The 18,081-nt window shown below is 63.6% G+C and carries 22 protein-coding genes; all 22 read left to right on the top strand.

The annotated features are described in order from the left end of the window. Positions 1–7: 7 nt before the first annotated feature. A complete protein-coding gene (locus ACYUD3_RS02155; RefSeq protein ID WP_470962557.1) occupies positions 8–1,186 on the top strand; it encodes a phage major capsid protein in 1,179 nt (392 codons plus the stop codon). Positions 1,187–1,248: 62 nt separating this feature from the next. Beyond that, complete coding sequence (locus ACYUD3_RS02150) at positions 1,249–1,617, top strand: hypothetical protein (protein ID WP_470962554.1); 369 nt, start codon at positions 1,249–1,251, stop codon at positions 1,615–1,617. Positions 1,618–1,626: 9 nt separating this feature from the next. Beyond that, positions 1,627–2,064, top strand: a complete 438-nt coding sequence (locus tag ACYUD3_RS02145; protein ID WP_470962551.1) for a hypothetical protein — start codon at positions 1,627–1,629, stop codon at positions 2,062–2,064. Positions 2,065–2,078: 14 nt separating this feature from the next. Next, a complete protein-coding gene (locus ACYUD3_RS02140; protein ID WP_470962549.1) occupies positions 2,079–3,059 on the top strand; it encodes a phage tail tube protein in 981 nt (326 codons plus the stop codon). 29 nt (positions 3,060–3,088) lie between these two features. Beyond that, positions 3,089–3,502, top strand: a complete 414-nt coding sequence (locus ACYUD3_RS02135; RefSeq protein ID WP_470962546.1) for a hypothetical protein — start codon at positions 3,089–3,091, stop codon at positions 3,500–3,502. Further along, positions 3,492–3,779 carry a hypothetical protein gene (locus tag ACYUD3_RS02130; protein WP_470962543.1) on the top strand — a complete coding sequence of 96 codons (288 nt, stop codon included), beginning with the start codon at positions 3,492–3,494 and terminating at the stop codon, positions 3,777–3,779. The genes ACYUD3_RS02135 and ACYUD3_RS02130 overlap by 11 nt, the downstream gene beginning before the upstream one ends. A gap of 225 nt (positions 3,780–4,004) precedes the next feature. Next, positions 4,005–6,182 carry a phage tail tape measure protein gene (locus ACYUD3_RS02125; protein WP_470962540.1) on the top strand — a complete coding sequence of 726 codons (2,178 nt, stop codon included), beginning with the start codon at positions 4,005–4,007 and terminating at the stop codon, positions 6,180–6,182. Between the two features lie 82 nt (positions 6,183–6,264). Then, positions 6,265–7,131, top strand: coding sequence for a phage distal tail protein (locus ACYUD3_RS02120; protein WP_470962537.1), 867 nt, complete (start codon positions 6,265–6,267; stop codon positions 7,129–7,131). Position 7,132: 1 nt separating this feature from the next. Further along, entirely contained in the window at positions 7,133–8,128 is a 996-nt protein-coding gene (locus tag ACYUD3_RS02115; RefSeq protein WP_470962534.1) for a hypothetical protein, read from the top strand. Positions 8,129–8,161: 33 nt separating this feature from the next. Next, the gene (locus ACYUD3_RS02110) at positions 8,162–9,202 is read left to right on the top strand and encodes a hypothetical protein (protein ID WP_470962530.1); all 1,041 of its coding nucleotides are present in this window, start codon (positions 8,162–8,164) and stop codon (positions 9,200–9,202) included. Then, complete coding sequence (locus ACYUD3_RS02105) at positions 9,192–9,989, top strand: hypothetical protein (protein WP_470962527.1); 798 nt, start codon at positions 9,192–9,194, stop codon at positions 9,987–9,989. The genes ACYUD3_RS02110 and ACYUD3_RS02105 overlap by 11 nt, the downstream gene beginning before the upstream one ends. A 3-nt stretch (positions 9,990–9,992) precedes the next feature. Then, complete coding sequence (locus ACYUD3_RS02100) at positions 9,993–10,283, top strand: cell division protein ZapB (protein ID WP_470962524.1); 291 nt, start codon at positions 9,993–9,995, stop codon at positions 10,281–10,283. Continuing rightward, positions 10,280–11,392, top strand: a complete 1,113-nt coding sequence (locus ACYUD3_RS02095; RefSeq protein WP_470962521.1) for a hypothetical protein — start codon at positions 10,280–10,282, stop codon at positions 11,390–11,392. The genes ACYUD3_RS02100 and ACYUD3_RS02095 overlap by 4 nt, the downstream gene beginning before the upstream one ends. A gap of 62 nt (positions 11,393–11,454) precedes the next feature. Further along, positions 11,455–12,261, top strand: coding sequence for an N-acetylmuramoyl-L-alanine amidase (locus ACYUD3_RS02090; RefSeq protein ID WP_470962518.1), 807 nt, complete (start codon positions 11,455–11,457; stop codon positions 12,259–12,261). A gap of 11 nt (positions 12,262–12,272) precedes the next feature. Further along, the gene (locus ACYUD3_RS02085) at positions 12,273–12,446 is read left to right on the top strand and encodes a hypothetical protein (RefSeq protein ID WP_470962515.1); all 174 of its coding nucleotides are present in this window, start codon (positions 12,273–12,275) and stop codon (positions 12,444–12,446) included. A gap of 44 nt (positions 12,447–12,490) precedes the next feature. Beyond that, positions 12,491–13,063: a deoxynucleotide monophosphate kinase family protein gene (locus tag ACYUD3_RS02080; protein WP_470962512.1), complete on the top strand. Its 573-nt coding sequence runs from the start codon at positions 12,491–12,493 to the stop codon at positions 13,061–13,063. A 221-nt stretch (positions 13,064–13,284) separates the two neighbouring features. Beyond that, positions 13,285–14,829 carry a hypothetical protein gene (locus tag ACYUD3_RS02075; protein WP_470962509.1) on the top strand — a complete coding sequence of 515 codons (1,545 nt, stop codon included), beginning with the start codon at positions 13,285–13,287 and terminating at the stop codon, positions 14,827–14,829. Positions 14,830–15,205: 376 nt separating this feature from the next. Continuing rightward, a complete protein-coding gene (locus ACYUD3_RS02070; protein WP_470962506.1) occupies positions 15,206–16,054 on the top strand; it encodes a hypothetical protein in 849 nt (282 codons plus the stop codon). Positions 16,055–16,113: 59 nt separating this feature from the next. Next, complete coding sequence (locus ACYUD3_RS02065; protein ID WP_470962503.1) at positions 16,114–16,305, top strand: hypothetical protein; 192 nt, start codon at positions 16,114–16,116, stop codon at positions 16,303–16,305. 2 nt (positions 16,306–16,307) lie between these two features. After that, positions 16,308–16,502, top strand: coding sequence for a hypothetical protein (locus ACYUD3_RS02060; RefSeq protein ID WP_470962501.1), 195 nt, complete (start codon positions 16,308–16,310; stop codon positions 16,500–16,502). 250 nt (positions 16,503–16,752) lie between these two features. Next, the gene (locus ACYUD3_RS02055) at positions 16,753–17,493 is read left to right on the top strand and encodes a recombination directionality factor (protein WP_470962498.1); all 741 of its coding nucleotides are present in this window, start codon (positions 16,753–16,755) and stop codon (positions 17,491–17,493) included. Between the two features lie 187 nt (positions 17,494–17,680). Further along, the gene (locus ACYUD3_RS02050) at positions 17,681–17,974 is read left to right on the top strand and encodes a hypothetical protein (protein ID WP_470962495.1); all 294 of its coding nucleotides are present in this window, start codon (positions 17,681–17,683) and stop codon (positions 17,972–17,974) included. The last annotated feature ends 107 nt before the right edge of the window (positions 17,975–18,081 follow it).

The following is an 18,081-nucleotide window of genomic DNA, read 5'->3' as shown; positions in this document are numbered from 1 at the left end:
GAGCGTCATGGACGCGACTACCCTGAGCGCAAACCTTGAGGCGCGCGAGCGGGCGACCAACGAACTGCGCACGCTGACCGACGAGTTCGCGGGCAAGGAAATGGACGCCGACGCGCGGCAGAAGGAAGAGAACCTTCTCAGCGCTATCGCCGACTACGACGGCCGGATCAAGCGCGGCGTGGAGTTCATGCAGTCGAACGAGTCCGTCAGCGCCCTCATGCAGGGACTGAGGGGTGCCGGCTCGAAGCGAGACTCCCAGGACAAGCTTGCCGCTGCCGCTGATCAGCTCCGCTCCCTGAAGCCGAACGAGTCGGTTGAGTTCGCCCCGGAATCGCGGGCGGGCGGCACGAAGGCGGATAACCCGAACGTGCTATCCCGGACCCTGTACGGTCAGCTTCTCGCTCAGGCCGTGGAGCGGTCTTCGGTCATGCGCGGCGGTGCGTCGACCTTCACTACGTCGGACGCGAACCCGATCGACTTCACGGTCATTACAGGCCGGTCTACCGCCGGAATCGTGGGTGAGGCGCAGCCCATCCCGGAGTCGTACCCGTCGACCATTCAGCGCAGCATGACCGGCTTCAAGTACGGCCATGGCGCAACCGTGTCCTACGAGTTCGCCACGGATCAGGTACTTGATCTCGTCGGCTTCCTCGTGGGGGATGCGGGTCCGGCGATCGGTGACGCCATGGGGCGACACTTCCTCACCGGTTCCGGCACCAACGAGCCGCGCGGCATTCTCTCCGACGCCGCGCCGGCCACGGCCACCTTCACCCCTACCGCTGCGGACAACACGGTGTCTGACGCGCTGATCGATCTGCACTACGAGGTTCCGTCGGCGTACCGGACGAACGCGAAGTACGTGGTCAACGACAGGCGTGCGGCACAGATGCGGAAGCTGAAGGATGAGAACGGTCAGTACCTTTGGCAGTCCAGCCTTCAGGTTGGCATTCCGGACAGCTTCAACGGCAAGCCGGTGTTGACCGATGACGGCATGCCGGAAGACAAGATTCTCTTCGCAGATCTGAGCAAGTACCGCATCCGGTTCGCGGGTCCGCTGCGCGTCGACCGGTCGGTTGACATCAAGTTCCAGACGGATCAGATCGTCTTCCGCTTCCTTCAGCGGGCTGACGGCCTCCTCGTGGACGCCCGGGGCGCGAAGGTACTGACCGTGCGCGCGGCCGGCTGATCCATCTAGGCACTCGGGAACCCACTCACGGTGAGTGGGTTCCCTTCCACCCTGGGGGGCTCATGGCTTACGCAACGATCGAAGAGCTTCGCACGCTGGATGGTTTGGACGACGGGGCACTGTTCTCGAACGAGCTTCTATCTGAGGCTATCGACGTCGCCGTTGAGACGGTCGAAGCGTACTGCGGGCAGCGCTGGGACAGCGTGGAGAACCCGACGCCGGAGACGATCCGGTGGTGTGTCCGCACCCTTGCGCGTCAGTACGTCCTTGACCACGTGTCACGCATCCCGGACAGGGCGCTTCAGCTTCAGACCGACGTGGGCTCGATCCAGCTTGCCCAAGCGGGCGGCAACTGGCGCCCGACGTCGCTGCCTGAGGTGAACGCGAAGTTGAACCTGCATCGCGTGCGCCTGCCGTTCATTTTCATGTGAGGGGTGGGCGTGGCGCTGATCTTCGACGCGAAGGTTGCACTGTTCGAACGGCTCCGGGCCAACGTTCCCGCCGGCGTGCAGTGCACCTTCGCGGACACGGGAGACAACTCCCGACGCAAGCAAGTGTGGTTGGGTGCGACCACTGACGACGACCTTGTGTCGGTCGCCATGCGCGCCGGAGCCAAACCGACGACGGTCACGGGCTATGTGGAGATCCACGCTGTGGTGAACTCCCCCGGCAAGCCGATGGACGCTGAGCGCGCCGTGTACGAGATCCGCGACGGCGTGAAGGCCGCGTGTCTGGCACTGAACGGCGATCTCGCTTCGGTGCCAGGGTTGCTGGACGTGCGCGCGGAGTCGGCAACGGTCGAAACCACTGAGACGACAGACGGCGCTTACTCGGCGCTCGCCCTTCGCGTCCGGGTTCGTGGGCGCGTCTACCAGTAGGAGGGGGCGCATTCATGGCGCTTGACGCCCACATCAGCATCGCCCAGGAAGACGCGTACGGCGCCCTGGGCCGCGCGTTCGAGGGGTACGAGGGACACGCGGACTCATGGAAGACCGCGCGGGAGTTCATCGAAAGCGTGGGGTTCAGGGCCGGTATGCAAACCGCTCGCGCCGACCGCCGGAACATCGTCAACATGGGCGGTGACGGCGAACTTGAGGTTGACCTCTTGGACGCCGGAGCCGGTTCCCTGTTGTCCGCCGCGTTCGACAAGGTGACCGTCACCGACACGGGGGGCGTGCGGACCACAGTCCTTGAGACGTCGGACGTGTCCGAAGCGCCTTCGTTCTCTGCGCAGATGGTTCGCCCCGGTACGGACGGCAGCAAGGTCGCATACAAGCACCTGGGCTGTGTCGCCACGGGGTGGACACTCACGGCTGAGGTCGAGAACGCGGTCACTCTCAGTGTGGCATTCGACTTCCAAGACGTCACGAACACGAGCGTTCCCGCTGAGATCATGGCGCCGATCTACCCGGTTGAGGCGTACCCGTACGACTGGACGCGGACGGCCGTGGAACTGAAGCGCGGCGGCAGCACAGTCGCCTTCGACTCCACGAAGCTTGAGCTGTCCGGCGACCTGGGAATGAAGGTCGACCGGCGGTTCCTTCGCGGCAACGAGCTGAAGAAGCGTCCGATCCGCAACGCCGTTCCGACGTACGAAGGCACCCTTGAGGGCGAGTTCAACGCGGCTTCTCAGAGACTGTACGCCGCGTTCGTCAAGGGCGAGATCTGCACGCTGAAGGTGTCCCTGACCGGGGTCCTTCCGGGTTCGTCGCTGACGATCGAAGCTCCGGCGATCCAGTTCACGGGCGAGTCTCCCGAAGCGGCTACCGATGAGGTCACCGTTCACAACCTCCCGTTCCGCGTACTCGATCCGGGCGACGGCACTGCCGCTGTGAGGGTGACGTACGTGGAGCCGGAGACTTCGGCCGGCTGATGGCTCAACGGTCCGCGTACACGGTTCGCGTGGAGGGGCTGAGAGAGCTTCAGCGGAACGTCCGGGCGCTGCGGGACAGAGAGCTGAACAAGGAAGTCCGCGCTGCCAACAAGGCGAGTGCGGAAGTCCTGTTGCCTCAGGCTGTTCGCGAAAGCCCGGACGGCAAGCGCGACGCGAAGTCGAGTAAGCGCTATCGCCCCGGAAAGCTTGATCGGTCCATCAAGGTCACGGCGTCCGTGAAGGGCGCTGTCATCAAAGCGGGTTCGGCGTCACGGGTTCCGTACGCCGCCGCTATTCATTTCGGTTTCCGGCGTCGGAACATCCGCCCGAACCGATTCCTGTTCCGGGCCATGGCGCGCAAGTCAGCCCAGGTCGCGGACGTTTATGAACGGCGCATTCACGCCGTGATCCAGAGTCATTTGGGGAGTCGTAATGCCCGCTAAGAAGCCTACTTTCGTCGCGCCTACCGATATGCCGGACGTGCTTGACCTCAAGGTCGAGTCGCTGACCATCGGCGAGATCTGCGCCATTGAGGAGATCACGGGTCAGCCCCTTGACGCGCTGAACAGGGCGGGTTCGATGCGTGGTCCGATGCTCAAGGCCATGGCGTATGTCGTCATGAAACGGAAGCACCCCGCCTTCACGATGGCTGACGCCGAGAACCTTCGGATCAACCTGAAGGGAAAGGCGAAGCCGGACCCTACCGGAACCAACGCGTAGTTGCATGCGCACGTCTGATCGGCCATTTCCGGGGGCTGACGTGGGCGGACGTGCAAGCGCTTGAACTCCGGGATTTCAACGCGTTGGTCGAACAGATGGCAGCGGACCTTGAGCACGAGCGCAAGGAAATGCGGCGCGCTCAGCGGGGGCGTGGGGGCGGTGGCGATGGTGCTGGGGAGCGGCGCACGCCTGTTATGACGTAGGGGGTGCGCCGTGGCTAGACCGGTGCAGATCACCATCATGGGTGACGCCGACCAACTGAACGCCACGTTGGACGAAGCGTCGGAGAACATCAGCTCGTTCGGTGAGCACGCGTCTTCTCTCGCAAAGTTCGCGGGTGGCGCTATCGCTGCTGGTATCGGGCTGGGACTGTGGGAGGCGCTGAACCAGGATGCCGGGGCTGATGTTCTGGCCGCTCAGCTTGGGGCGACTCCAGCTGAAGCGAAGAAGCTGGGTGAAGCGGCAGGGGCTGTGTACTCCGCCGGCTACGGCGAGTCGATAGCCGACGCGAACGAAGCACTGAAGAGCCTTTGGCAACAGGGTCTCGTTCCGGCCGGAGCGACCGCCGGCGAAATGTCGAACATCTCGAAATCGGCTATGGACGTCGCCACAGTGCTGGGTGACGAAGTCGGGCCGACGTCGAATGCGGTCGCGCAGATGCTGCGTACGGGGTTGGCGTCAAGCGCTGCTGAGGCGTTCGACATTCTCACTCGGGGCGCTCAGGAAGGCGCCAACAAGTCCGGCGATTTGTTGGACACCTTCAATGAGTACAGCACCCAATTCCGCAACATGGGGCTTTCCGGCAAGGAAGCCATGGGGCTGATCTCGCAGGGTCTTCAGGGTGGCGCGAGGGACGCGGACCTTGTGGCAGACACCTTGAAGGAATTCTCGATCGAGGCGGTACAGGGGTCCGACAAGATTGGCGCTGCGTGGACGGCGCTCGGGCTTGACTCGGACAAGCTCTTTGCTCAGATGGGCAAGGGCGGGGCGTCGGCGAACGACGCTCTAGGTCAGACCCTTTCGGCGCTCAACGCCATGGAACCGGGCGTGGCGCGAAATGCCATGGCGATCGAGCTTTTCGGAACCAAGGCTGAGGACATGGGAGACGCCTTGTTCTCCCTGAATCTCGATACCGCTGTTGAGGCGTTGGGCGAAGTCGACGGCGCGGCGAAACGTGCGGGCGACACGATGCACGACAACGCGGCGACGAAGGTCAAGGTGTTCGCGCGCAGCCTTCAGCAAGGAGTGGTGGGTTTCCTCGGTAGCACCGTGATTCCCGTCGTCGAGAGCTTCGCGGGCAAGCTGGGTGCTGTCGGCATCGCCTTTCAGTCCACGGGTCAGTTCATCGCGCGGAACTCGACCACCTTCACGGTCTTTGCCGCGCTGATCACGGCCCTGATTCTGCCGGCGCTTGTCGCGTGGGGGGTTCGGCAGGCGATCACTGCGGCGCAAGTCGTACTTGGCTGGGCGACGACAGCGGCAAGTGCCACGACGTCAGCGGCTACTCAGGTCGCCGCATCATGGTCCACGGTCGGCGGGTGGATCGCTGCTGCGGCACGAGCTGTTCTGTCCGGTGCGATCATCGTCGGTCAGTGGGTTCTCATGGGCACCCAAGCGCTGATCCAAGCGGGCATCATGGCGGCAGCGTGGCTCATCGCGTACGGGCCGATCGTGCTGTTCGTCGCGGCCATCATCGGGCTCGTGGTGCTGATCGTGGCCAACTGGGACACGATCGTCGCGTACACGAAGAAGACCTTCCAATGGGTCTGGGACTGGACGAAGAAGATCTTCGGGTGGCTCCGGGACCTCTTCCTGAACTTCACCGGCCCCGGCTTGCTGATCAAGCATTGGGGCTCGATCTGGGGCGCCACGAAGTCGACGTTCAACAACGTGAAGAACTTCGCGAGGCAAGCGTTGGACAGCGTGGTTCAGTTCGTCTCCTCACTTCCCGGGCGCATCCTGTCAGCCGGCGCACGGCTTTTCGGGGCAGGAAAATCCGTCGGCGGCTACGTCATCGACGGCCTAAAGAGCGGGCTTTCCAAGTTGAGCGGCTTCGCTTCCTCGCTGGGCGCGGCTGTGACTCAGGCGACCAAGGGGGCGATCAACGGTGTAATCGATCTTCTGAACTGGGCGATCCCGGACAGGCTTGGTTGGGGCAAGTTCTCGATCTCACTTCCGGCGAACCCGATTCCGAAGATCCGCGCCATGGGCGGTCCGGCGTCCGGCCTCACTCGGGTCGGCGAGCGCGGCCCGGAATGGGTGAACCTTCCGACGGGTTCCACGGTGCTGCCGAATCACGCCCGGGTGGGCAACGGCGGGGTCACGGTGAACGTTCAGACGAACGCCGACCCCTGGCGGATCGGGCGTGAGGTGGCATGGGCTCTTCGCACGACCCCCTCTTGAACCCACTCACGGTGAGTGGGTTCCCCTGCCTCTCGATAGCACGGACCGAGGGGCTTCTTCATGCCAGGAAGGGAGCCCCCAAGTGGCGGAGCTGAACGACTGGACTTGCGAGTATCGAGGGTTTGTCATGGGTGAGCCCGACTCCGCCGTGTCCATCGTTGATGTGGACGGGCTTCTGTCCTTGCCCGATGTGCGGTCTTCAGATCTGACGCTCGTACAGAGACATGGACTGTGGCCGGGGGTGGATTACCTGAGCGGGCGGACGGTTACGCTGAACCTTGAGGTTTACGGGAAGAACCGGGTGGATTTCACGGGTGCACTCAACACCCTTCAGTCCGCGTTGATGCCGGGATACAACGAGTCGCCGTTCCGGTTTCGGTTCCCGGGTGCCGCTGCCGATCAGACGGCGTACGTCATGGCTCGCGTCCGCAAGAGGTCCGCTCCGCTCGATCTCAATTTTGCGTACCTCACGTGCAATATGGCCGTCGAGCTGTTCTCGACTTCGCCGTACATCGTGGGGGATGTCGCGCGTACCGCGACCGTCCGCAGCTACGAGCGGAAGATGGCCCCTACCGGGTTCATCCCGCCGGCCATGGTTCCTTGGCAGGTTCGCGCCCAGGGGGCGCAACCGGACGATCCTGTGTCCCGTTTCACGGAGTACGGCAGCGTTCCGGCGTTGCCGACGATTTCCATCACGAACGCGGCTTCTCCGGTTCTGTTCGACGACGCTACAGGACTGTTCTTCGGCGTGAACTTCGACGGCGCCATGTTCATAGATTCCGCAGCCCGGACGGTCACCAGTACTCAGGGGGCCGACATCACGGGACTCGTAACTGTCGGCTCCACATGGCCGGAGCTGGGTCCTGGGGAGCACAGGCTGAGGCTGCGCAGCAGAGACGAATACACGTCGGCCACGGCTGTGCTGACGTGGTCGGATAGGTGGGTGTGACATGGGCTCGTTCGCGTGGTTCCAGGACGGCGTGGGCTACGGCGCTTCCGATCTGGCCGGCTGGCAGAACTTGCTTCTTCCTCGCGGCTCGTTCAAGCACGTCTTCGCTTCCACGAGCCAGTTTCTCTCGAACTCGAACCAGACGAACCGAACCGTCTCCGTGGGAGCGGGCAGCGTGCTGGTAGGGAGCGCGACGAACGGCGCGACCTGGGCGTACAGCGACGGCGCCACAGTCAGCGTGCCTGCCGCCTCGAACGACAATCCGCGCAAAGACCTGATCATCGCACGGCTCACTACTGCTGCCGCCGAGGGAGCGAACGGGCTGAGTATCGAGATCGTTCAGGGGACACCCGCAGCGGCACCCCAGGTTCCCGTGCGCCCCCTCAATTCCGTCGCCCTTGCCGTTCTCGATGTGCCGAAAGCCACCACCACCTTCACCGTGACCGTGTGTCGGACGACAGGGCAGTACGCAGACCAGTGCGCTTTGGCCAACGGGCATCTCGCGATCGACTGGGCGGCACAACTTCCCCTGGCGGGAGGCTTCCCTGTCGGCTTCACGCTGTACGACTACGGCACCAACCAGCGTTGGGTGAGGCGCAACGACGGTTCATGGTTCACTCAGGACTTCGGTGCGTGGCAGACCGTCACACTGCTTAACTTCCAAGTCGGGACGACCAACGTCACGACGACGGGCACGTTGTACGTCCGTGAGTCTTCGTCCTACTGGGAGTTCTCGGGTCGCATCGACTTCTCTCCGGGGTGGACCCCTACCGGGCTGATCTCGTCCGTTGGGACTGTGCCGGCGACGATCAGCCGACCGACCCAGCACACGTACACGAGCGTCGGACAGACCTACAACCCTGGTGCGAGAAACGGTGGTCTGGCCCGGTTGGCTTTCACCACGACGGGCGGGTTGGAGCTGGGCGCCGACCCGAACTCTGTGGTGGCGACGCTGTATGTGAACGCTCAGCTTTCCAAGTCGCCGTTCAACACGTAACCGACTCCCTTCATATAGGTAGGGGGTGCGGCCATGGCTCGCTATGAGGTTCTACAGGTAGAAGCCCGAACCGGCACCGTTGAGGCGACGTTGCCGGTCACCGGGATTCAGTACGGCGAAAGCATCAACACCGCCGGCACGGCGTCCGTGACGGTTCCGCTCGATATGCCCGACCCTTCAGCACTGGTTCCAGGGCGCTCGGCTCTCGTGGTGACGCGGGACGAGAAGCCGGTTTGGGGTGGTCTGCTGTGGGCGGCAACGGCGGATCTTTCGGTGGGCACCCTCGCGTTGAACGCGTCGGGCTGGCACAGCTACTACGCCGGCCGCGTGCTGCACGACGGGTACAGCGCCAACAAGGACCAGGCGTTGTTGCTCACCGACTGGTACGAGCTGTGCAATGCCGACGGAGGCATCGGAACCGACACGTCCCAGCTCACGACGACCGGACGCAGTCGCTCCCGGGCGTGGACGAAGTACGAACTCAAGATCGTCGCCGAAGCCGTGTCCGAACTCGCCGAAGATGAGGGCGGCTTCACCTTCCGGTACGAAACCTACTGGCGCGGCGAGACGCGCGTGGGAAACCGGGTTCTCAAAGGGGCTGTGGGAGGCAACCCGGAGCCCTTCGCGCTGACACACCGCGTGAACTGCGACGTGACACAGGTGTCGTACGACGCTTCGGCCATGGCGACCCGCGCGTACGCGGTAGGCGCTGACAACGGGAACGGTACGAAGCTCATGGGTACGGCGGACAACCGGCTTGGCATTCCCACGAAGCACATGGTTCAGGCGTTCAGCGACGTGAAGTCCACGACGGCGCTGCTGAACAAAGCCGCCGCTATCGCTGCCGCCGGACGTTCCCCGGTCGCCATTCCGACGCTGACACTTTATCCGGGCCATTGGGACCCGCACGATTTCCAGCCCGGAGACAGCGGGGCGGTTCAGGTCGATGCCGGGTACGTCGCTGTTCTCGATGACTTCGTCATAACGCAGCGCACGACGACTGTGGACGAGAACGGCACAGAGATCACGTCCCTGTCTCTGGCGAACAAGGAGCTGTTCATAAGTGGCGATTAACACGAACGCGCTCAGCCCCTCTCTCGTGAACGAGCTGAACGAGCTGAAGCGCCGGCTGGCCGCGCTGGAACGGAAACCGGACGTGACGTCGAAGTACGACCGGTACCCGACCAACGAATGGGCGGCGGCGCCTCGCAGCAGAGTCACGGGGAACGTGTGGTCGTCGTGCGGTATCGCCAACGTGACAGGACTCGTGTACGACCGCGTTGAGTGCCGTTTCATCACGGACAACATCATCCAGGGCAAACGCGAAGCCGAGTTCAGGCTTGCCGCGTTCCGGCACTACGGCAACAACATCAAGGAATGTCTCTCCGCGTCGCGCACGGTCCGGCTCCACGGCAGCGCAAGCCGCACGATCAACTCTGTGGTCGTGCGCTGGGTACACGGAATCCCTTTCGGATGGGACTACGAAGACGGCACGACCGTGTACACCGTCGAGCTGCAACACCGTTATCTCGTAGGGCCGGATACCGCGCAGATGACGTACTTCGCCGCGCCCATGAAGCGCAATGCCGCGAGCGACGACGGGCTCACGGGTGTCAGCGGGACCGTGAACGGTGAAACGGGTTGGTGGCAACTTGTCTACAAGGCTTCGGCCGGCTGGGGTTGGCAGCGCAGACCGGTCGGAGACGACGACGGGACCTATAGCATCTCCAACTTCCATTACTGCGTGGGACTTTCGGCTGAGCGCATTCCGGAAGCGACTACCGGCGGGTGGGGTTGGACGGACATGACCAATACCAGCGACGGCGGCGCCGGAAATATCAACGATCCGTGGGTTGGGTGACCGATGGACTTTTCACGGATGGTGGGCGCTGCTGAGATTGTGGGCGGCGCCGTCGTGTTTCTGCTGTTCCTCGGGCGGCAAGTGAAGCAGGGAACGCGTGATGGTTGGCGAGATGCTGCCGAATCACACCGCGAGCGTGCCGATGCCCTTGAGAAGCGCGTGGACGAGCTGCTTGCCGAGGTTCGCGCGCTGCGGGTCGAGAACGAAGCGTTGCGTACTGAGGTTGCGGAACTGCGTTCCGAGAACCGAGAGCTTCGCGAGCACATTGACCGCATGATCGGGGGCGACGCGTGAGCAATCCGGACTTGATCCCGACCGTACGCGTCACGGCGACGTACCTGGGCCCGGGGAAGCGTCCGCTGAAGGGCACTATCACGTTCACCGGTCCCCCGACTCTGACTTTCCCTGAGTCGGACCTGTTCATAGCCGGGCCCGTCGTGTGCACGCTGGACGAACGCGGTCAGCTGATAGACGAAGACGGCCGTGTGGGGGTCGCGCTGCCCGCTACCGACTCCCCCGACATGAACCCGACCGGTTGGGCGTGGACGGTCAAGGTCACGCTGACCGGAGTGACCGGGTCCCGCACCTTCGCGCTACTGCTGCCGAAGGACACCTCTGACGGAGTCATTGACCTAGCCGACGTCGACCCCACGGACCCGAGCGCACCCAACTACGTTCCCGTTCCCGGCCCCAGCGCGTACGACGTGGCCGTGTCAAGCGGCTTCGAGGGAACAGCGGCGGAATGGCTTCAGTCACTGAAAGGTGCCAAGGGGGAACCCGGAGCGGCAGGCGCGCAAGGTGCCACGGGGGCTACGGGAGTACGAGGCGAAGCCGGGCCGGCGGGATCTGCGGGCGTCGTTCAGTCCATCAACGGGATCAGCGCCGCCGCAGTAACGCTTGCTGCGGCTGACGTTGGTGCCCTCGCTGCTGGTCTTCGCGGTGCCGCCGGCGGTGTCGCCTCCCTGGGGAGTGACGCGCGGGTACCGGTTGCGCAGCTTCCCCTTGCCGGGCAGGTGACTTCGGTGCGGAAGTCGTCCGACACGTCGGCCACATCGAACATCACTCCGGCCGCCGACCCTGATCTGACGATCCCGGTTGCCGCGAATGCCGTCTACGACGTGGAGCTTGCGTGTGCGTGGACGAACGGCGGGGGCGGGCTCCGTGCCTCATGGGCTGGCCCAACAGGGGCTTCGCTGATATGGACCGACAACGACGGCGTGGGCGTGACGTCCATAGCAGGGGTCGTGACGTTCAACGCCACGACCGGAACCACGATCAAGGGAACGCTGACGACCGCAACCGCAGCGGGCACGCTCGCCTTTCAGTGGGCTCAGAACACATCGAACGCCGCTGCCACAGTCCTACGTGCCGGCTGCGCCCTGAAGCTCACGCGTCTCAGCTAACCCACGCACGAAAGTACGTGCCTCGGCGATCCGGCTGGGGCTTCTGCACGAAGGAACAGTTCATGGCCAAGTTCAGCGGCGCCGTATGGAAGCCGATTGCGATCAACTACACGGCGGGCGGGCAGACTTCCGTTCGCGGGCTCGTGGTCCACATCATGGACGGCACCCTTGAAGGAACCGACGCGTGGTTCCGGAACGCCAAGGCGAAGTCGTCCAGCCACTTCGGCACCGGCCGGTCCGGGGAGCTCCGTCAGTGGGTGGACACCACCGATAGGGCTTGGGCGCAGGCAGGCGGCAACCCGTCGTGGCTGTCCATCGAGAACGAGGGGCGCGGTGGCAACACGCTGACCGACGCCCAACTCGACCGGAACGCCGAAGTACTCGCATGGGTGCATCGCACCTACGGCGTGCCGCTTCAAGTGACGTTCACCCCGAACGGCCGGGGACTCGGGTACCACGCCATGGGCGGTGCCGCGTGGGGAAGTCACCCTTCCTGCCCAGGGTCGGCAATCATCGCCCAGCTTCCCGAGATCGTGAAGCGCGCGAAGGTTCTTGTAGCGGAGACGACGCCGGCGACGAAGCCGACTGTGAGCGTGGCGCACCTGAACAAAGCCCGCGCTGCGGACATCCCGGCGGCTACCGGGCACACCACCTACCGGGACGAAGTCCTGATAGTGGAAAATGCCCTGGTAGCTGAGGGGCTCCTTCCGAAGAAGTACGTAGACGGCTCTTGGGGCACGCTCACTGATGACGCGTACGCGGCGTTCCGCCGACGTGTCGGGTACACGGGCAGCGAGGCGACCGGATCAGTCGGGCTTGAGTCGCTGCGGAAGCTCGCGGCGAAGTACGGCTTCACGGCGACGGCGTAGAGGGGGTGGGCATGGGTGAGCACAGCAAGCCTTCACGCGCGGGCAGCATGACCGCGTTCGCGAAGACGCACCGGAAAGCCATCATCGGTTTCGCTGCGGGTGTGGTAGCGGCGGCTACAGCGATCAAGCCCGACTTCCCCGGGGCAGCAGTCATGGGGGCGATTCACGCGCTTCTCGGGGTCTAGTCACCGACTCCCTTCCTGACCGACAGCAGCGAAGGGACACACAAATGGCACGGTACCGAGATGTCGGGCTGATCGGCCACGCCCAGGTAGGCAAGGACACCATGGCCGGGATCATGACCGGCCGGCACGGATACCAAAGGGTAGCGTTCGCAGATCGACTGAAGGCTGCGGCGCTGGCGGTCAATCCGATCATCGGGCACGCGGGCAGCATCCCGATCCGTCTCGCGGACGTCGTTCGGCGCTTCGGATGGGAGTACACGAAGGTGACATTCCCCGAGACCCGCAGAATCCTTCAGCACTACGGACAGGCGGTTCGTCAGATCGATCCGGAGTTCTGGGTTCGGGCCACGCAGCCGGCCATGGATGCGGTACGGCGCCTTGACCTCCCCGTCGTCGTGACCGATGTGCGATACCTGAACGAAGCCGAGCATCTTCACCGGAAGGGATTCAAGCTGATCCGGATCACGCGCCCCGGGGGCGGACTGGCCGGTGAGGCCGGCACGCACGACAGCGAGACGGAGTTGGACGAGTTCCGCACCGACCTCACCGTTTCCAACAGTGACACGGTGACAGACCTTGCCCGCATCGTCGACAACTTGATGCTTCTGCGTGGCTGAGCAAAGCCCCACCCGACTGACCTCCGGGCCGGTTCGGGTGGGGCCTTTTGCGTTCCCGGTTGCTTTCAACCTACTCACGTGAGTAGGTTAATGAACCCACTCACCGTGAGTAGGTTCAGTCGCCCCACTGGCACCACGGGCGGCGTCCGTACTTATTCGCGTGAAAGGGCCACATGTCGCACGATCGTCCGCTAGGCTCAGCCTAGAGTGAGGTAGGGACCATGAACGTCGTCAGCGTGAACAGCGGGAAGGTGCACTTCAGGGACGCGACGGTTGACCACCCGTTCCCGAAGTACAGCACGCCGGCCATGGCCTTGCTGAAGTTCCGCTTCACGGGCAAGCCGGTCACCTGCATGACATGCATAGGGAAAGAAAGGGTGGGCAGCATGCCCAAGAGGGGGACGCGCCTTCCGTGGCGACTGACCTTCCAGTACGCCACCCAGGAGAAGTCTTCGAGTAGGGCTCACTACTCGCAGGAAGAGGCGGAGCGTGCCGCTGACGGCTTGGTTTCCACCGCGTACACGAACAGCTCAGCCGTAGCCATCACGATCATGAACCGGGACACAGGCGAAAGTTACGCCTACCCGCGCACCGAAGGAGAGGCTTCCATGCCCCCTGCCGCGAAGAAGAGCGCAGCAAAGAAGACGACAGCGAAGAAGACCGCCGCGTCCGGGCCGGTCGACGTGGACGCCGTAACGTCCCAGGTTCACGACATTGTGGACCATATCAAGGCCATTCCTCCGGGTAGCGACGACGCGGGGGCCGTAAAGCTGAAGGATGACGCGGAAACCTTGATCATCGCGCTGCCCGCCGGCAAGCGTACGGTGCTGCGTTCCGCTCGCGACGCCGCGTTCAAGGCCGCAACCACGAAGCCGGAGCCGTCCACGGAAGCTGCCCTGAATGACGACCCGATGGTGTGGGAGGGCGTTCCCGCGCTGATCACACACGGCGTCACGGAAATGCGCAAGGGTGTAGACGCGGGGCTCAAGCTCACGTCCGCCGGGGAACAGGTGGCAAGGGTTCTTCTGACGATCCGTCAGGTCATGGTGGACCCTCAGACAGGTCTTCCGGACCTCACTTGGCGCATGAAGCCGACTCGTAATGCCGCGAGCAAGGTATACGCGGACGTCTTGAAGGAGATTGACGAAGACGACGTTGACCGTCGCGCGTCGCACGCCTCGCTGATCAAGGCGACGCAGAACAAGGCATCTGATGTTCTCGTGGAGTGGCTGCGCGGGTACGACCGTGACAGCGAACACGACATGGTGCTTCTGCGGGAGATCTTCCCTGCTGCCGCTGACGCTGTCGAGGCGGACCCGGAGCTGTCGACGGAACAGGCGATCCGTGATCTGTACGCCGCGAAGGGTGTGGAACTCCCTGTGCGCGGACGCTCGGAACAGATGTACATCAACCGTCGTGTAGCGAAGGTTCTGAAGCTCACGAAGGAACTAGAGACCGCCGAAGACCTGGGTGACACGGCGCGCGTCGAAGAGCTGACGGAAGCGATCAACGCCACGAAGGAAGAGATTCCCGAAGGCGAACTTGACTCGCTGGACGCGGCCTTGCAGGGCAAGACTGACGTGGAGCGCACGACCGAAGCCGTCGCCAAGATCCGCAAGGACATTGAGCTTGCGGGCAAGCGGTTCGCGAAGGTCAAGGGTACGGCGCAGCAACGCAAGGTGAAGGCGGAACTGTACGAGATGATCCGGGAAGCCGTAGAGGCGTTCGACCTTGACGTGTCCGCGCTCGCGAAGCCTGAGGAGTAGCCACGCTGTGGTGATGCGTGGCAGACGGGAACGGCGCGAGTGCTCCGGGTGCCACGAGCTGACGCCCGTCAAGATGATTCGCGGTTGGCCTCTTGTCTGGGTGCACTATCCAGACGGCAAGATTTGCAGCGACAGCAACCGGCCCCCCGTCTGCTGAACACCCCACACCAGCCCCGTTGGTCACTGCGGCCGGCGGGGCTTCGTCACGTCCGGACAGTGGAACACAGCGCTGGCCTGGGACGGGTGACGGTGTGACGGAGTGACTTACTTTCAGGATTCACATAAGAGGCTCTATAGGTAATCCGGGCTCCGCGTCTCTTCGTCGCTGCGTCACAGTCACCGACTCCCTTCCTGAGAAGTGAGGAAGGGAGCGACCATGGGAAAGGTCCGAACGGTCTACCGGGGCGGTAGCCGCTTTTACGTGCACCCCGAGAACAGGGACGTCATCCACCCGGGGGTAACGTCCATCATCGGCATGCTGCCCAAGCAGAACTTCTTGGGGCCGTGGAACGCGAAGATGACGGCTGAACTCGCCGTCGACAGCATCGAGTTCATTCAAGACATGGCCCATCGTGACAAGGCCGGCGCCGTCCAGTACCTCAGCGGCGCAGCCCGCCGGTACACGAAGGTCCGTGCTGACGTCGGCTCCGAAGCGCACGATCTGTTCGAACGGATCATGCGCGGTGAGTACGTGGGCCGTGTCCGCAGCGACCTTCAGCCGTACGTGGACCACTTCCGCGAATTCCTTGAGGCGGTCAACCCGGAGTTCGTACGCGCCGAAGACGTCGCGTGGAGCGACACCCACGGCTACGCGGGATCATTCGACGTGTGGCTGTACGTGTGGCTGGACGCCGACGGAAAGCCGACCCCGGACCGATCCGGTAAGCGGCACCTGATCATGGGCGACTGGAAGACGGGGAAGAACACTTACCCGGACGTCGCTCTTCAGCTTGCGGCGTACGAGCGCGCCGACTTCGTGATGAACGGCGAGACGGGCGAGATCGAGCCGATGCCGGAGTTCGACGGCGCTGCGGTGCTCCACATCACGGATGAGACCTGGGCGTTCAAGCCGGTCGACACCGGGGACGCTGTGTTCGCCCAGTTCCTTCACCTTCGCGACACGTTCGACTGGGACCGTGACCTGAGTCGGAAGGTGATCGGGAAGCCGATAGCCCGGAAATCGACTTCGCGGCTCGTGACCGGTACGCAGCGGCGGGCTCGTTGAGTCGCGGCGAACGGTTCTGGCGCGTGTCTCCGGGGCGGTATCCGTTTCACGATTCGGATGTGCGCGTGCAGCTCCGCGAGCGTATGCGTATCGGGTCGTTCGTCGTGGACGAGATGTGTGCGGGTGTGGACAGGTCAGGTGTCGACGTGGTCCGAACCGTGGATGCGTTGAAGCAGAACATCGTGGACAGGCAACGCCGCAAGGCTGACGTTCGCGCCACGTTCGGGGACAGTCCTGCGAAGGGGGTCTGAGTATGCGCGCCACACACACGAAGCGTACGCACCCGTACAGCCTTCACCTGAAGGCCGATGAGGTTGTGGACGTGATCAACGAGTGCGCAGATGCGGTGAATGCCGCCTACATCGCGGGGCTCGATATGCCGTCGCTCGCTGCGATTCACACGAAGCTGAACGCCCTGTTGGGCCGCAAGGAGCAGACCCGCGCATGAAGGCCGTTATTGGCGCCGCGCTCGTGCTCACGCTGTTGCTCGGTAGCGCTTGGATGCACTTTGCCGCGCCCTGTTCCATGTACAGGTTCCACAAGGTCACGGACTTACCCGCACGCTGCCTCATGAGCAAGTGATTGACAGCCCCTCAGCGCCCTAATCGGCGTTGGGGGGCTTTCTCGTTTTCCCAGGTCACCGACTCCCTTACCCACAAGTGAAGAGGGCAGCAAGCCCCCGGAACTTGGGAGCGAGTATGGCGAAGCGTTCGATCTGGGCCGGCGACGAAGACAACAAGCCGAAGAAGCGCGAGACGTACGCGGACGACTCCGTTGGCCGGCTGCACTCCGGCTTCTCCGAGAAGAACGAGAAGGGTCAGAACGTCCCCGTGGCACTGTCGGAGTGGCGGTTCTCCACGGGGGAACAGACCGTCGCGGACGTCGTGGCCCAGCTCTTCGGCGGGGCCCCGGTCGAGAACGAGGAATCCCCTTCGGAAAACTTCATCGACGTCTTCACCGACGCGGCGAAGGTGCCTGTGATCCTCGAGCCGGACGGCATCCATTGGGATATGAAGCAGTGGATCAATGGCAAGCTCAAGCATCACTGCGACGGATTCGACTTCCTGTCCAACGACAAGGACGAGTCGCTGATCGGCACCCCGTGCGGCTGCCCGCGCCTGTTCGATGAGCGGAAGTCCGCCGCGAACGACTTCGACGCACCGAATCCGTCCATCACGGTCACCTTCTCCCTGGCACACGACCCGGAGCTTGGAAAGTTCAAGTTCCAAACCGGTTCATGGACGCTGTTCAAGGTGCTCCACGAAGCCGAAGACGACGTGGAGCGGATCGGCAAGGGCGGGGCGGTCTTCGCCTTCCTTGAGCTTGAGCTTGTGGAGTACACCCCGAAGAAGGGGGCGATGCGCGGCAAGCTCGTGTCGTACACGAAGCCGGTCATCAAGGTCGTGAAGGCGTACGCCGACACTACGGGCACCGAGTGACCAAGCTCGATCAGCCGGCCCCGTACGACTGGGCGCGCGCGCTGAGCAACAAGGATGACGACACGGTGAGGACTCCCCTTTGGGTTTTCCCTCCGGAAGCACGCCGTGCTGTACTCCGCGAACGCCGTGTACGGTTCGGTGTGCCTTCGGCAGACGACTTCGACCCCGTGTACCGCTAGGGGGTCGAGTGGCTAAACGCAACACGGTCACCGATTATGCCGGCGAAGCGCTGTACCGAGGTGACCTGATCAGCTATGCGGCGCGGCGCGAGAACGGCGTACGGGTGTCGGACGCGATCGTTCGCCGGATCTACTTCGTCCGAGTTGAGGGGCGCAAGTTCCCCATGCTGAAGGTTCAGCCTACGGGTACAGACTCCGGGTTCGAGCCCCGCAAGACTCTGCGCGCTGAGCATGTCGCGGCCACCCATGTGCGGTTGCTGCGCAGCAACGTAACCGGCGAACAGAACGAAGACGACAGGTAGACGTGAAGACGCCCCGGGCGGAGCAACGAGCTTCGCGCCGGGGCTTCTTTCATTTCAAGGTACTCACAGTGAGTAGGTTCGGTATGGACTTGACCATTACGTCGGGG

The sequence above is a fragment of the Streptomyces sp. AMJ-169 genome, from assembly GCF_055597585.1.
The sequence above is the reverse complement of the archived record's forward strand: the minus strand, read 5'-3'. Positions and strand labels throughout refer to the sequence as shown.

What these genes read in the sequence shown, in the direction of transcription:
- ACYUD3_RS02155 (WP_470962557.1), top strand. Translation starts at nt 8, where the DNA reads ATGGACGCGACTACCCTGAGCGCAAACCTTGAGGCGCGCGAGCGGGCG.
- ACYUD3_RS02150 (WP_470962554.1), top strand. Translation starts at nt 1,249, where the DNA reads ATGGCTTACGCAACGATCGAAGAGCTTCGCACGCTGGATGGTTTGGAC.
- ACYUD3_RS02140 (WP_470962549.1), top strand. Translation starts at nt 2,079, where the DNA reads ATGGCGCTTGACGCCCACATCAGCATCGCCCAGGAAGACGCGTACGGC.
- ACYUD3_RS02130 (WP_470962543.1), top strand. Translation starts at nt 3,492, where the DNA reads ATGCCCGCTAAGAAGCCTACTTTCGTCGCGCCTACCGATATGCCGGAC.
- ACYUD3_RS02115 (WP_470962534.1), top strand. Translation starts at nt 7,133, where the DNA reads ATGGGCTCGTTCGCGTGGTTCCAGGACGGCGTGGGCTACGGCGCTTCC.
- ACYUD3_RS02110 (WP_470962530.1), top strand. Translation starts at nt 8,162, where the DNA reads ATGGCTCGCTATGAGGTTCTACAGGTAGAAGCCCGAACCGGCACCGTT.
- ACYUD3_RS02100 (WP_470962524.1), top strand. Translation starts at nt 9,993, where the DNA reads ATGGACTTTTCACGGATGGTGGGCGCTGCTGAGATTGTGGGCGGCGCC.
- ACYUD3_RS02090 (WP_470962518.1), top strand. Translation starts at nt 11,455, where the DNA reads ATGGCCAAGTTCAGCGGCGCCGTATGGAAGCCGATTGCGATCAACTAC.
- ACYUD3_RS02085 (WP_470962515.1), top strand. Translation starts at nt 12,273, where the DNA reads ATGGGTGAGCACAGCAAGCCTTCACGCGCGGGCAGCATGACCGCGTTC.
- ACYUD3_RS02080 (WP_470962512.1), top strand. Translation starts at nt 12,491, where the DNA reads ATGGCACGGTACCGAGATGTCGGGCTGATCGGCCACGCCCAGGTAGGC.
- ACYUD3_RS02075 (WP_470962509.1), top strand. Translation starts at nt 13,285, where the DNA reads ATGAACGTCGTCAGCGTGAACAGCGGGAAGGTGCACTTCAGGGACGCG.
- ACYUD3_RS02070 (WP_470962506.1), top strand. Translation starts at nt 15,206, where the DNA reads ATGGGAAAGGTCCGAACGGTCTACCGGGGCGGTAGCCGCTTTTACGTG.
- ACYUD3_RS02060 (WP_470962501.1), top strand. Translation starts at nt 16,308, where the DNA reads ATGCGCGCCACACACACGAAGCGTACGCACCCGTACAGCCTTCACCTG.
- ACYUD3_RS02055 (WP_470962498.1), top strand. Translation starts at nt 16,753, where the DNA reads ATGGCGAAGCGTTCGATCTGGGCCGGCGACGAAGACAACAAGCCGAAG.